The sequence below is a fragment of the Bradyrhizobium sp. USDA 3240 genome (assembly GCF_054063295.1).
Genome location: NZ_JBSSGD010000002.1, coordinates 4,164,888 through 4,177,321 on the forward strand (window position 1 = coordinate 4,164,888; position 12,434 = coordinate 4,177,321).

Below are 12,434 nucleotides of genomic sequence, written 5' to 3' on the forward strand. Positions count from 1 at the left end.
CAGAAGACGGCACGACGGTATCGATTTACGCTGCGTGTGATGTGCCGACGCGGCGCTCGGGCCGCTGCGATGACATCGATTCCTCTTCCATATCCTGCGGCGCGCCCCAAAATTCCCGCACCGTCGGCCCGTGCTTCAATCTGCGGGCGCGCAGGAAGCCGAGAATCTCGTGCGGCCAGACCCGGCGTCCCATCTGCGTGTACCAGCGCATCGCATGACGAAGCCCGGCGTCGCGATGAAACAGCACGCGGAGCAAGGCCTTCGGGCGGCATTGCAGCACCATCTCGGTGAACTTGAACCAGAGCAGTACCCGCCATGGCGGCATATGCCGCGTCGCCAGCACCTGATGCTTGTAGTCCCAGAGCCTGCGATCGGTCTGAATGACGCGCCGTTCTGCCGCGAGACGGAAATACGGCGTCCAGCGATGCGGCGTGACGTAGAGCATCTGGATCTGATCGGGATCGTAGGACAGCAACTGCCGCAGGCCGCGCAAGTGATCGCGATCGGTCTCCTCCTCGAAGCCGACCACCCAGGTCGCCATCGACAGGATGCCGTGCTGGCGCATCAGGCGGATCGCGTCGCGATCGATGGTGGTGGTCGCGCCCTTGCGGATCAGCTCCAGCGTCTTCTCGTCGGTGTTCTCCATGCCGAGCAGGAAGCGCTGCCAGCCCGCCTTCTTGTAGAGATGCAGGATGTCGGCATCGCGGACGATGTCGTCGGCGCGGGTCGAGCCGACCAGGATCAAATCGACATTCTCAGCGATCAGGGCCTCGAGGAACGTGCGCCAGGCTTTCTTCGAGACGGTCGGATTCTCGTCGGCGAAATTGATCACCTTGACGCCGTGCTCGCGATGGAGCCGTGCCAGCTCCCTGGCGAACCGCGCGGGATCGCGGTGCCGCCATCGCGTCCAGAAGCCGCGCTGGCCGCAATAATTGCACAGATGCGGACAGCCGCGTGAGAACTGCACCACGACGGCGCGCAGTCCACCCCAGTAGCTGTAGCGCGCGTGATCGATCAACTCCCAGCCGACGCGATAGGCATCGAGATCGCGGATGACAGGCGCGGGCCGCGTGGCGCGCGGTCCGTCATCGTCGCGAAATGCGATGCCGTCGATGCCGCCGAGGTCGCCGCCATATTCCAGCGCCCGCATCAGGCGGCGCGCGGTCTCCTCGCCCTCGCCGCGCACGATCGCGGTGACGTAAGGCTCCTCGCGCAGGATCTCGCGCCAGTGATAGGTCGGGAATACGCCGCCGTAGACGATCAGCGCCCCAGGCATAGCCCGGACGATCGCCTGCGCCACCTCGGCGATGACCGGATGGCCCGAGGTCGAGCCGGAATGGCCGAACAACACCGCATCCGGCGCAAACCGCGATGCCTCCGCCAGGATCGCCGCAAGCGGCATCGGCCCGAACTCGGCATCGAGAAGACGGACTTCATGTCCGTCATCGATCAGGGGACCTCCGATCGACAGTAGCCCGAGCGGCGGCAAATGGTCGTCGGGAATCCGGCTGCCGATCGCCGGATGCGGCACGTTGATGAGAAGTATGCGCATGGATGATCGCTCCCGCTTTGGTTGGCGTGATCGTTCGTCCCCGCATCTTGTGTAAGGAGAGCCCAACCCCCCGGCCGGGCTTTAGGAACCATTGGAAGCGCAACTGTGCGCTAGAAAGTCGGCACCTCCGCCGGTGCGCTCGCAGTCAGCCCGCCGAAGCGGCGCTCGCGGCGGTGGAAGGAAGCGAGCGCGTCGGCGAGATCGTCGGCCTCGAATTCGGGCCACATCCGTTCGGTGAAATGCAGCTCGGCATAGGCGCCTTCCCAGAGCAGGAAGTCCGACAGCCGCTTCTCGCCCGAGGTGCGGATGATCAGGTCGACATCGCGCAGGCCGGGCTCGCCGGTGATGAGATCGGCAAAAGCCTCGCGGTTCAGCGGGCCTGCGCCGGCGGCGCGCGCGGCGGCGTTCAGGATGGCGTCGCGCGCCGAATAGTCGATCGCGATGCGCAGATGCAGCGTGGCGCCGTCGGCGGTCTCGGCCTCGGCGCGCGTGATCGCGGCGGCGATGCCGTCGGGCAACCGGTCGCGGCGGCCGATCACGGTGAGGCGAACACCGTTGCGCACCAGGGCTGCGATCTCGTTGGCGAGGTAGAACCGCAGCAGCCCCATCAGCGCCGTGACTTCGGCCTTCGGACGGCGCCAATTGTCGCTCGAGAACGCGTAGAGCGTCAGCGTGCCGACGCCCTGGTCCGGCGCGGCCTCGACAATGCGGCGGATCGCCTCGACGCCCGCCTCATGTCCGCGCAGACGCGACAGGCCGCGCCGCGTTGCCCAGCGGCCGTTGCCGTCCATGATGATACCGACATGGAGCCGCGCGGCGGCTATCGGCTTGAGCGCAACATTACTTTGCATCACAAAGTCTCCGGGTAAAAAATGGCATAATCAAATCGTCTGAACGCCGAGCCGTCCGGGCGCACCTTCGTGCTTGCCGGCCGCTTTGGCCGCGTCGCGCACCAGCTGCTCGAGCACGGCGAGATAATCGAGGAAGCGGCGGCGACCGCTCTTGGTCAAACGGCAGGTGGTGTGCGGGCGATTGCCTTCATAGCCCTTGATGACGTCGACGAGGCCGGCCTCCTGCAGCACCTGCAGATGCCGGCTGAGATTACCGTCGGTCAGGCCGCAGAGCTGCTTGAGATCGGCGAAGGCGAGCCCCTTCGGATGCGCCATCAACGAGGTCAATAATCCAAGCCGCGCCTTCTCGTGGATGACGCGGTCGAGGCCATCATAGGCGAATGGTGCGGTGGTCACGTCAGTCTTCGACATCATTGCCTCCGGAAGCGAAATACAACAGTGCTGCGAGCAGCAACTGGCCGATCGCGAATGGCAGGCCCATGGTCCAGGGCGATAGTGCGTGGCTCTGGCTTGCGATCAGCAGCACCGTGAAGCCCGACAGGAAATACCAGGCGCCGCCGAGCGCGATCGTGCGCGGCAGCAGGCGGACCGAGGCAAACACGCCGAGGCTGACCAGCACCTGCCATAGGCCGGGCAGCATCCACAGCGTCTCGGGCGCGAATTTCCATTGCAGGATCGCGAGCAGCACGCCGGCGATAACAGCGGGAACGAACTGCTCGATCGCCTGCTGGACCATCGCGTCTGCAAGGCCCGAATGATGCCGCCGCGAGCGCGCCTGCATCTCGATCCAGATCAGCAACGCGGACAGCAACGCGGCGGCTGCCCAGCCCGCAAGGAATGCGATCGGATGACCGGTGGGATTGTCGAGCCAGAGGTATTGCGCAAGCGCCGTGACGAGCGCGATGCCGCTGGTGGCGGCGACCGTCGCCGGACCGTAGCCGCGGAATGCGGTTCCGGCCGCAATCTGGCTGCGGATCGCGAGAATATCGGCCAACGCCTTGTCGAGGTCGCGCATGATTCGTCCGCACTTTGCAATGCAAAGTATACGGGACCACCAAGCAAACGCAAGCGGCACCGCGCCGCTTGCCGCGCGGGATGTTTAACGGCCGGTTACTGCGCGGATTGCGGCGAAACCGTGCCGCCTCAGACCTTCACTAGGCTGGTAAAGCCGCCATAGATCATCCGCTTGACGTCGAATGGTGCCGTCTTCGGATCCATCGACGACGCCAGGCGCGGGTCGGCCATCACCTTGGCATTGATCCTGTCGCGCTGAGCGCGCGACTTGTAGGTGATCCAGGCGAACACGACAGTTTCACCGGCCTTCAGCTTCACACTCTGCGGAAACGACGTCAGCTTGCCCGGCTTGACGTCGTCGGCAACCCATTCGCGATAATCCAGCGCGCCGTGTTCGCGCCAGACCTTGCCGGCCATCTTCGAGAGCTGCGCATAGGCCTTGAGTTTCTTCTTCGGCACGGCGACGACGAAACCATCGACGTAAGGCATGGAGAGATTCCTGCTGTCGTTGCAATGAGCGCCGACGACTTGCCGTCGTTCCGGGATGGTCCGAAGGACCAGACCTCAGATGCGCAACTGCGCATCGGGGAACCTCGAGATTCCGGGTTCACGCTTCGCGTGCCCCGGAATGACATGCTGCATCAGCTGTGACAGCAGGATGCCTGAACCGGCACCGGTTGGTACTGGTCACGTAGCCGCACCCAATCCATCGGATAGGGCAGGCCCTCCTCGTGGCGGCCGAGCGGCGTCAGGTCGAGATAGTGATAGGCCGCGTTCATCATGTCGAGGCCGCGCGCGAAGGTCGAATAGGTGTGGAACACACTGCCCTTCTCGTCGCGGAAGAACACGCTGATGCCGGGCAGTTCGGGACCATAGAGCGGGGTCGTTCCATAATTGTATTTCGCGTCCCCGGCATCGATCTGGCCTTGTGTGAACGACACACCGTAGTCGTAGTTGAAGTCATTGGCGCCCGACGATACCCAGTCGAAGCTCCAGCCCATCCGCTGCTTGAAGGCCTCGAGCTTGGCCAACGGCGCAAGCGAGATCGCCACCATCGTGGTGTCGCGTGCCGCCAGATGCGGCGCCATGCGGTCGAAGCCGTCGACCCAGAACGAGCAGCTCTTGCAGGCTGCGTCCCACTCCGGCGCGAACATCACATGCTGCACCACGAGCTGCGGCCTACCCTTGAAGAGATCGCCGAGCGTCGCCTTGCCATGCGGTCCGTCGAACACATAGTCCTTGTCGACCTTCACCCACGGCAGTTCGCGGCGCTCTTGGCTCAGCGTCTCGCGCGCCTGGGTGAGTTCCTTCTCGCGGGCCATCAGCGCCTTGCGGGCCGCGATCCATTCGTCGCGTGAAACGATCTTGTGCTGTTGCATGAGATGCTCCCTTGCGGTTTAGGCGTCGACATATTGTACGAGATTGCCGAGGAATTCGGTCCAGCCGCGCTGGTGGTTGTCGCGCGCGGTCTCGTCGACGAACTGCGCGTGATGGAAGGTGAGCAACGTGCCGCCGGCGTCGGGCTTGATCGACACCGTCACCTCGGACTCGCGTTCCGGCGTCGAATGCCAGGCCCAACTGAACACCAGCCTCTCGTTCGGCACCACCTCACGGTAGACGCCGCCGACCTCGTGATATTCACCGTTGGTGCCGGTGAACTTGATCCGGTAGCGTCCGCCGACACGGACGTCGAGCTCGGCCTGTGTCGTGCCGGGCTTGACCTGGCCCGGGCCGAACCACTGCGCTAGGTTTTCCGGCTCGGTCCACGCGGCGTAGACTTTTTCCGGCCGGGCGCGGAGGCGCCGCGTGAGGGTGAGGCTTGGACGCGCGGCAAGGCCGGCGTCGGCTGCGGATTGGGTTGCTGACTTAATTGCCGATTCGATTGCCATGGGTCTTCCTCCACAAAAGCGGCAAGGCGGTCGAGATTGTCGGACCAGAATTGCGCATAGCGATTGAGCCAGTTCATCGCCTGCTCCATCGGCCTCGCGGTGAGCCGGCACGCCACCGTGCGGCCGGTCTTTTCGCGCGCGACGAGGCCGGCATCCGTGAGCACGTCGAGATGCTTCATGATCGCCGGCAACGACATCGCGAATGGCTGCGCCAGCTCGCTCACCGACAGGCTTTCCTGCTCGCCGAGCCGCGCCAGCAGCGCGCGGCGGGTGGGGTCGGAAAGCGCCGCAAAGGTGCGGTCCAGCGTCTCGTCTTGATACTTAACCATTTGGTTTAGTATAAGCGCAAACGGCGCGACGTCAAGCGCCCCGCTTCACGATCACGTTAATTCCGGGGCGTCACGACGCCGGATGGCTGGGACGATCGCAGGCGGAGAGCTGAAGCGCCTTCCCAGCCGGCGGCTACTGCCGGTGGTGCCGATGCCGGTGACGGTGCGGCCGAGGCTGCTCCTGCTCGAATTGCTCGCGAAACAGGAATCGCGGATTTTCACCGCAAGCAAGGAAGCGCCCCGATACGCTCGCAAGGCACTGATCGTAGGTCCGATAGGCGCATTCACCAGGATAGCCCAGGCTCGGGCCCTGTGCGCACCACGGGTAATCATAGGGATCGGCGGCAGCAGGCCTGATGCTCGCCGCACCGGCAAGCGTCATCGCTCCCAAGAAAAGCATTGCCATTTGCGATGCGCGCATGATCCGCCTCCTCAGATGCCGCAGTTAAAGCGCGGTATCTTGGGTAAGGTTCCTGAAGGTCATTTTATTCCGCGTCAAGGCCCGGCAATTGCCTCACAGGACAGGCATCGCTGCGTGGATCAGACCTGCCCAGCACGGTTCAGCGGAGCTGAACATACAAAGGCCTACTCGACCTTGAGGCCGGCGAACTCGACCACCTTCTTCCACTTGTCGGTCTCGGCCTTGATGTCGTTGCCGAAGGCGTCCGGCGTCTGGACCAGCGAGTCGCCGCCGAGCTCGACCAGGCGCTTCCTCATATCGGGTTCGGCGAGAACGGCGTTGATCTCGGTGTTGAGCTTGGCGATCAGCTCCTTCGGCGTGTTCTTCGGCGCGCCCATGCCGAACAGCGCGCTCGCCTCATAGCCCTTCACGGTCTCCGCGATCGCCGGCACGTCCGGCAGTTGCGAGGAGCGATCCGTCGTGGTCACTCCGAGCGCGCGCAGCGAGCCGGAGCGGATGTGCTGGATGATCGAAGGCATGTTGTCGAAGATCACCTGCACCTGGCCGCCGAGCATGTCGGTGATCGCGGGCGCGGCGCCGCGATACGGCACGTGCTGCATCTTGCAGCCGGTCATCGACATGAACATTTCGCCGGAGAGGTGCACCGAGGTGCCGTTGCCGGAAGAGGCCATGTTCACCTTGCCGGGATTGGCCTTCACATACTCGATGAACTCGGCGACGTTCTTCGCCGGCACGTCCTTGTTCACCGTCATCACGTTCGGCACGCGGTTGAAGGAAGCGACCGGCGCGACATCGCGTACGAAGTTGAATTTCAGGTTGGCGTAGAGCGAGGCGTTGATGTAGTTCGCCGGATTGACCAGCAGCACGGTGTAGCCGTCCGGCTCGGCATTGATCGCAGCTTCAGTGCCGATATTGTTGCCGGCGCCCGGCTTGTTCTCGATCACGAATTGCTGGCCGAGCTTCTCCGACAGCCGCTGCCCGATCAGCCGCGCAATGATGTCGGTGGCGCCGCCCGGCGGATAACCCACGATCCAGCGCACCGGTCGCGCCGGATAGTCGGCAGCCGAAGCGCGGCCGATCGCGAATGTCGAAATTCCCGACCCGATCAGGCCCAGCGCGGCGCGGCGTGAAATCATGAAGTCTCTCCCAATCCCGCAGGGTTTGACCCCCGCCCGTTTCTGTTGCGTTGCGTGCGGCGCGGTTTTAACAAACAATGTCTGAAGCGGCCAGTGCGACACGTGCGACACCGACCGCGACCAAAGACTAAGCTGCAACGCTCCGGACCGAAGAGGATCGATCATGTCCGTCAAGGTGAATGGGCTCGACCATCTCGTGATCAATGTCACCGATGTGGTGCGCTCGGTTGCCTGGTACAGCAGGATCCTCGGCATGGAGGTGAAGGTGTTCGATCCCGGCAAGGGCAAGACACCGCGCACCTCGCTGGCGTTCGGCAACCAGAAGATCAATGTGCGGCCACGCGATGCCGACAAGGTGGAATGGTTCACCGCCGATCATGAAGCGGCTGGCAGCGACGATCTCTGCTTCCTCACCTCGAGCACGCCTGACCAGGTGGTCGCGCATCTGAAGGCCCATGGCGTCAAGATCGAGGAAGGCCCCGTCGCCAAACAGGGCGCGCGCGGCACGCTGCGCTCGGTCTATTGCCGCGACCCCGACGGCAGCCTGATTGAGATCTCGTCGTATGAGAGAGATCCAAGCTAGCTGTCGTTCGTCATTGCTAGCCAACGCGTCGCGCGAGTGCGCGCCCGACGACACGCCGCGCGAACAGATCCATCCGTTCCGCGCGGCGGAACGGGATTGCGTCGTCGCTTCAGCGCAAGATCACTTTGCAAATCCCGATTTGCTCTCGGCGCACGCCGATGGCAGAACTGCTCCCAACCAAGATCAATGGCGGCCGGCAAGGCTGCGCGGGAGGACATATGACGACTTCACAGTCAGTGCCGGGCATCGTCGGACCGTTTGCGGGGCTCGACGTGCCATGGCTGCTCAGGATGCGCGCAGAGGTGCGCCGCGATCATCCGTTCCTGATCTGGGCGCCGATCGATGCGCCGGGCGCGGCGCTGGAGCTACGGCGACTTCCATGAGCGCGTCGGCGCGCTCGCGGCGGGCCTCGCCAGGCGCGGCATCAAGCAGGGCGACTATGTCCTGATCCATCTCGACAACTGCGTCGAGGCGATCATGACGTGGTTCGCCTGCGTGGAGCTCGGCGCCATCGCCGTCACCACCAACACCCGCTCAGCCGCGGCCGAGATCGAATATTTTGCCGACCATTGCGGCGCGGTCGCCGCGATCACCCAGCCGGCCTATGCCGAACTGATATCTGCCAACTGCAAGGGGCTGCGCTGGATCGCGGTGACCTCGCATGATGCGGGGCAGGCGCCGGCACAGGCGCCCGTACGCGGCGACAGTTTTGACGCGCTGTTCGCAGACAGCGCCGACCGGCCGCAGCGCCCGATCGATCCGCTCGCACCGTGCAGCGTGCAATACACCTCAGGTACCACGTCGCGGCCGAAGGCGGTGCTATGGACGCATGCCAACGCGCTGTGGGGCGGCAAGATCAACGCCGCGCATCAGGACCTGCACGCGACCGACGTGCACCAGACCTATCTGCCGCTGTTCCACACCAACGCGCTGGCCTATTCGATGCTGGCGAGCCTGTGGGTCGGCTCGACCTGCGTGATCCAGCCGCGCTTCTCGGCGAGCCGCTTCTGGCCGGTGGCGCTCGAGCACGGCTCGACGTGGACCTCGACGATTCCGTTCTGCATGAAGGCGCTGCTGGAGCACGAAGTTCCGAAGAACCACAAGTTCCGCCTCTGGGGCACTGCCGTGAACGAGCCGCCGGCATTCGCCGTGTTCGGCATCAAGATCATCGGCTGGTGGGGCATGACCGAGACCATCACCCACGGCATCATCGGCGAAGTCGACCAGCCGAACCCGCCGATGTCGATCGGCCGCGCCGCGCCGGAATACGAAATCCGCATCACCAATGATGACGGTGCGCCGACCGCCGTCGGCGAGACCGGCAACCTGCTGATCAAGGGCATTCCCGGCCTGTCGCTGTTCGCCGAATATCTGCACAACGAGAAGGCGACGCGCGAGAGTTTTGACGAGCACGGCTATTTCATCACCGGCGACCGCGTCACGATGCTGGAGCGCGGCTATCTGAGGTTCGGCGATCGCTCCAAGGACATGCTCAAGGTCGGCGGCGAAAATGTCGCGGCTTCCGAGATCGAGCAGGTGATCGCGGTGGTGCCCGGCGTGCGCGAAGCCGCCGTGGTGGCGAAGAAGCATCCGATGCTGGACGAGGTGCCGGTCGTCTTCATCATCCCGCAAACCGGCGTCGCGGCGCTGCCCGCCGATCTGCACGACAAGGTCATGACCGCCTGCCGCTCTGCGCTCGCCGACTTCAAGGTGCCGCGCGAGATCCGCTTCGTCGACGAGATGCCGCGCTCGACGCTGGAGAAGGTTGCGAAGGCGGAGTTGAGGAAGATGCTGGAGTAGCTGGAATATGTCGTTCCGGGGCGGTGCGAAGCACCGAACCCGGAACCTTCCCCGATGCGCAATTGCGCATCTGAGCTTCGATGCTCACGCATCGCCCCGGAATGACGTTCCGTCAATTCACCTCGAACCGGATCGGTAGCTTCTTCGGGCCACTGACAAAATAGGCCTGCGTCATCTTCACCTCGCCGTCGAGCGACAACGATTTCAGATGCGGCAGCAGCTCCTCGAACAGGATGCGCATCTCGAGCTTGGCGAGATATTGGCCGAGGCAGAGATGCGCGCCATAGCCGAACGCGACGTGGCGATTGGGCTTGCGGTCGCTGCGGAAGCGATCGGGGTCCTCGAACACGTCCTCGTCGCGGTTGCCCGAGGCGTAGCACAGCATCAGCCAGTCGCCCTTCGCGATCTTGCGGCCGCCGAGCTCGGTATCCGCGGTGGCCGAACGCATGAAATGCTTGACCGGCGTCATCCAGCGGATCGACTCGTCGACCAGGCCCGGGATCAATTCCGGGTTGGCCTTCACCTTGGCGAATTCGGCGGGGTCCCGAGCCAATGCCCAGATCGCGCCCGCCGTCGAGGACGAGGTGGTGTCGTGGCCCGCGGTCGCGACGATCATGTAATAGCTGGTCTGATCGTGCTCCGGCATGTAGTCGCCACCGATCTTCGCATTGGCGATCACGGTGGCGAGATCGTCGCGCGGGTTCTGGCGACGTTCCTCGGTGATCTTGCGGAAGTAGGCGGAGAAGTCGGCGACGATCGCCTGCAACATCGCCGAGACCTGTTCGGCGCTCAGCGCCTCGCGGACGCGCGCGGTGTCGGGATCCTGCGGCCCGAACAGCTCCTGCGTCAGCTTGAGCATGCGCGGCTCGTCCGCCTCGGGCACGCCGAGGATCTCCATGATGACGTGCAGGGGATAGCCGAGCGCGACGTCCTCGACGAAATCGCAGGCACCGCCGCGGTCGAGCATGCGCTGCACCGTGGCGCGCGCGATCTCGCGGACGCGGGCCTCGAACTTGCCGAGATTGGCCGGCATGAACCAGCCCTGCGTCAGCGCGCGGTATTTCGGATGGTCGGGCGCATCCATCTGGACCAGCGAGCGCACCAGATTGGGCCCGCCGGTGATCTTGCGCACCCGCTCCTCCAGCGCCTGCGTCGTCAGCGTGGTCGGCCGGTCGGCATTGTGGAACAAATCGTTCTGGCGGCTGATCGCCTGGATATGGGCGTGCTTGGTCACCACCCAGAACGGGTCGAACTTCTCGGGGCGCGCGATGCCGAGCGGATTGTTGGCGCGCAGCCAGCGATAGCTATCGTGGATGCGGTCGTCGGCATAGGCGACGGGATCGACGAGGGTTTCCGCGATATTGGCGGGGATATCAAAATCCCCGGTCGTTGCCGTGTCCATGATCGTCCTCACCTGCCCAAGCACCGGTCGCTTGCCGATGATCGCCGAAATCTAAGCGGAGGTAAGGAGGGCGACTTGCGTTGATTGGCTAGGGTCGTCGCCAAAGGCGTCATTGCGAGGAGCGAAGCGACGAAGCAATCCATCGGCCCGCACACGCGGAGCGATGGATTGCTTCGCTTCGCTCGCAATGACGGGGTTGGGGGCTCAATAATGCCCGAACGCCACCGGGCGGAACGCCTGCAGCAATTGCTGGTCGAGCTTGCCGCCCATCTCCTCCATCATGGAGAACGCCTTGGCGTGGGTGAATTGCAGCCGGTAGGCGCGCTTCTCGACCAGAGCGGCATAGACATCGACGATCGTGGTGACGCGGACGATGTCGCTGATCTGGTTGCCGCTCAGCCCGTTCGGATAGCCGGTGCCGTCGAGGAATTCGTGATGATGCAGGATCACGTCGAGCATTTCCGGCGGGAAGCCGCCCTGCGCCGACAGCGCCTCGTAGCCGCGGCGCGGATGCTCGCGCATCTCGGCCATTTCCTCCACCGTGAATGCGCCGGGCTTGTCGAGCAGCGCGACCGGGACGAAGGCCTTGCCGACATCGTGCAGCAGCGCGGCACGGGCGAGCCGGCGCTGGTCGTCGTCGCGCATGCCGAGATGCTGCGCGAACGCCACCGCAAAGCCGGTCACGAACAGACAGTGGCGATAGGTCTCCTGGTGATGGCAGCCGACCGTGGTCAGCCATTCGCGCAGCGAGTTGTGCTTGATCGCCTTCAGGATCTTGTTTTCGGCGGCGACGATGTCCTCGAACTTCAGCGGCTCGCCGGCGCGCATCCGCTCGAACATCTTGACCATCACGCCATGCGCGGCTTCGACGCCGCGGTTGAGCGCCTTGCCGCGGTCGGTCTCGTCATAGCCGCTGTTGTCGGGAAATGCGGCACGGATGCGCTGCAGGATGCCGCGCGCATCGAACGGCCGCGAGATCGTGTCTGTGGCGCCGAGCGCCCAGGCCTGCATCGAGGCGTGATGCAATGCATCCGCCAGCACGAACAGCCGCGGCATCTCACGATAGGCGTCGGTCTGCAGCTTGGCGCGAACCAGTTGCACGGCTTCGGGCGAGCGCAGGTTGATGTCGACCACAATGCCGGAGAGATCGCGGGCCGGCTGCTCGGGAATGTCCGAGGTCGGAACGGTGTCGACCTCACCCACCGAGCGCAGAATGCTGGCGAGTTCGTTGCTCTGATCGCTTCGATCTGACGCCAGCAGGAGGCGGCGCTTCGAAGTCTGGTTGTTGGCTAAGGCTGTCATGCAATCCCCGTCGCGGTAACGACCGACGCCGGGACGCTACCTGACGATGCGTTCCCTCCGGCTTAATGGGGATGCTGAACGGCGGTTAAGCGCAATGGATACAATTTGAGGAACCGCGAAATCCGCCAGCCGAATCAGGCCCACCGCAAATGCAG

At 64.3% G+C, this 12,434-nt stretch carries 12 protein-coding genes and 2 pseudogenes; 2 read left to right on the forward strand and 12 right to left on the reverse strand.

Annotated elements, in window-relative coordinates; all coding sequences use genetic code 11:
- Positions 1 to 25 precede the first annotated feature (25 nt).
- The 10 genes and pseudogenes from bchE to ACVIGA_RS20395 all read right to left on the reverse strand — a co-directional run bounded on the left by bchE (position 26) and on the right by ACVIGA_RS20395 (position 7,192).
- Positions 26 to 1,552, reverse strand: coding sequence for a magnesium-protoporphyrin IX monomethyl ester anaerobic oxidative cyclase (gene bchE / locus ACVIGA_RS20350; protein ID WP_456667735.1), 1,527 nt, complete (start codon positions 1,550 to 1,552; stop codon positions 26 to 28).
- A 110-nt stretch (positions 1,553 to 1,662) separates the two neighbouring features.
- Positions 1,663 to 2,403 carry a di-trans,poly-cis-decaprenylcistransferase gene (locus ACVIGA_RS20355; RefSeq protein ID WP_456667736.1) on the reverse strand — a complete coding sequence of 247 codons (741 nt, stop codon included), beginning with the start codon at positions 2,401 to 2,403 and terminating at the stop codon, positions 1,663 to 1,665.
- Positions 2,404 to 2,433: 30 nt separating this feature from the next.
- Positions 2,434 to 2,814 carry a transcriptional regulator gene (locus tag ACVIGA_RS20360; protein WP_223971751.1) on the reverse strand — a complete coding sequence of 127 codons (381 nt, stop codon included), beginning with the start codon at positions 2,812 to 2,814 and terminating at the stop codon, positions 2,434 to 2,436.
- Complete coding sequence (locus ACVIGA_RS20365; protein ID WP_456667737.1) at positions 2,801 to 3,418, reverse strand: hypothetical protein; 618 nt, start codon at positions 3,416 to 3,418, stop codon at positions 2,801 to 2,803. Before ACVIGA_RS20365 ends, ACVIGA_RS20360 begins: the two co-directional genes overlap by 14 nt.
- 128 nt (positions 3,419 to 3,546) lie before the next feature.
- Positions 3,547 to 3,906 (reverse strand): DUF1428 domain-containing protein, encoded by a 360-nt coding sequence (locus ACVIGA_RS20370; protein ID WP_298370426.1) that lies wholly within the window; start codon positions 3,904 to 3,906, stop codon positions 3,547 to 3,549.
- Between the two features lie 152 nt (positions 3,907 to 4,058).
- Entirely contained in the window at positions 4,059 to 4,796 is a 738-nt protein-coding gene (locus ACVIGA_RS20375) for a DUF899 domain-containing protein (RefSeq protein ID WP_456667738.1), read from the reverse strand.
- 18 nt (positions 4,797 to 4,814) lie between these two features.
- Positions 4,815 to 5,177, reverse strand: a pseudogene (locus ACVIGA_RS20380) (SRPBCC family protein); the annotation flags it as partial.
- Positions 5,162 to 5,635 carry an ArsR/SmtB family transcription factor gene (locus ACVIGA_RS20385; RefSeq protein WP_456667739.1) on the reverse strand — a complete coding sequence of 158 codons (474 nt, stop codon included), beginning with the start codon at positions 5,633 to 5,635 and terminating at the stop codon, positions 5,162 to 5,164. The gene ACVIGA_RS20385 and the pseudogene ACVIGA_RS20380, both read right to left, overlap by 16 nt.
- 133 nt (positions 5,636 to 5,768) lie before the next feature.
- Complete coding sequence (locus ACVIGA_RS20390) at positions 5,769 to 6,056, reverse strand: DUF3551 domain-containing protein (RefSeq protein WP_456667740.1); 288 nt, start codon at positions 6,054 to 6,056, stop codon at positions 5,769 to 5,771.
- A gap of 164 nt (positions 6,057 to 6,220) precedes the next feature.
- The gene (locus tag ACVIGA_RS20395; RefSeq protein WP_456667741.1) at positions 6,221 to 7,192 is read right to left on the reverse strand and encodes a Bug family tripartite tricarboxylate transporter substrate binding protein; all 972 of its coding nucleotides are present in this window, start codon (positions 7,190 to 7,192) and stop codon (positions 6,221 to 6,223) included.
- Between the two features lie 163 nt (positions 7,193 to 7,355).
- Here ACVIGA_RS20395 and ACVIGA_RS20400 point away from each other — a divergent pair, with 163 nt between their 5' ends.
- Both ACVIGA_RS20400 and ACVIGA_RS20405 read left to right on the forward strand, forming a co-directional pair.
- Positions 7,356 to 7,775: a VOC family protein gene (locus tag ACVIGA_RS20400; protein WP_456667742.1), complete on the forward strand. Its 420-nt coding sequence runs from the start codon at positions 7,356 to 7,358 to the stop codon at positions 7,773 to 7,775.
- A 218-nt stretch (positions 7,776 to 7,993) separates the two neighbouring features.
- Positions 7,994 to 9,575, forward strand: a pseudogene (locus ACVIGA_RS20405) (AMP-binding protein).
- A gap of 112 nt (positions 9,576 to 9,687) precedes the next feature.
- Here the strand turns inward: ACVIGA_RS20405 and ACVIGA_RS20410 are convergent.
- Both ACVIGA_RS20410 and ACVIGA_RS20415 read right to left on the reverse strand, forming a co-directional pair.
- Positions 9,688 to 10,977 (reverse strand): cytochrome P450, encoded by a 1,290-nt coding sequence (locus ACVIGA_RS20410; protein WP_456667743.1) that lies wholly within the window; start codon positions 10,975 to 10,977, stop codon positions 9,688 to 9,690.
- A 204-nt stretch (positions 10,978 to 11,181) separates the two neighbouring features.
- On the reverse strand, positions 11,182 to 12,279 hold the full coding sequence (locus ACVIGA_RS20415; protein WP_223971722.1) for an HD domain-containing protein: 1,098 nt from the start codon (positions 12,277 to 12,279) through the stop codon (positions 11,182 to 11,184).
- Between the last annotated feature and the right edge of the window lie 155 nt (positions 12,280 to 12,434).

What these genes read in the sequence shown, in the direction of transcription:
- ACVIGA_RS20355 (WP_456667736.1), bottom strand. Translation starts at nt 2,403, where the DNA reads ATGCAAAGTAATGTTGCGCTCAAGCCGATAGCCGCCGCGCGGCTCCAT.
- ACVIGA_RS20400 (WP_456667742.1), top strand. Translation starts at nt 7,356, where the DNA reads ATGTCCGTCAAGGTGAATGGGCTCGACCATCTCGTGATCAATGTCACC.
- ACVIGA_RS20375 (WP_456667738.1), bottom strand. Translation starts at nt 4,796, where the DNA reads ATGCAACAGCACAAGATCGTTTCACGCGACGAATGGATCGCGGCCCGC.
- bchE (WP_456667735.1), bottom strand. Translation starts at nt 1,552, where the DNA reads ATGCGCATACTTCTCATCAACGTGCCGCATCCGGCGATCGGCAGCCGG.
- ACVIGA_RS20360 (WP_223971751.1), bottom strand. Translation starts at nt 2,814, where the DNA reads ATGTCGAAGACTGACGTGACCACCGCACCATTCGCCTATGATGGCCTC.
- ACVIGA_RS20390 (WP_456667740.1), bottom strand. Translation starts at nt 6,056, where the DNA reads ATGCGCGCATCGCAAATGGCAATGCTTTTCTTGGGAGCGATGACGCTT.
- ACVIGA_RS20395 (WP_456667741.1), bottom strand. Translation starts at nt 7,192, where the DNA reads ATGATTTCACGCCGCGCCGCGCTGGGCCTGATCGGGTCGGGAATTTCG.
- ACVIGA_RS20385 (WP_456667739.1), bottom strand. Translation starts at nt 5,635, where the DNA reads ATGGTTAAGTATCAAGACGAGACGCTGGACCGCACCTTTGCGGCGCTT.
- ACVIGA_RS20410 (WP_456667743.1), bottom strand. Translation starts at nt 10,977, where the DNA reads ATGGACACGGCAACGACCGGGGATTTTGATATCCCCGCCAATATCGCG.
- ACVIGA_RS20365 (WP_456667737.1), bottom strand. Translation starts at nt 3,418, where the DNA reads ATGCGCGACCTCGACAAGGCGTTGGCCGATATTCTCGCGATCCGCAGC.
- ACVIGA_RS20370 (WP_298370426.1), bottom strand. Translation starts at nt 3,906, where the DNA reads ATGCCTTACGTCGATGGTTTCGTCGTCGCCGTGCCGAAGAAGAAACTC.
- ACVIGA_RS20415 (WP_223971722.1), bottom strand. Translation starts at nt 12,279, where the DNA reads ATGACAGCCTTAGCCAACAACCAGACTTCGAAGCGCCGCCTCCTGCTG.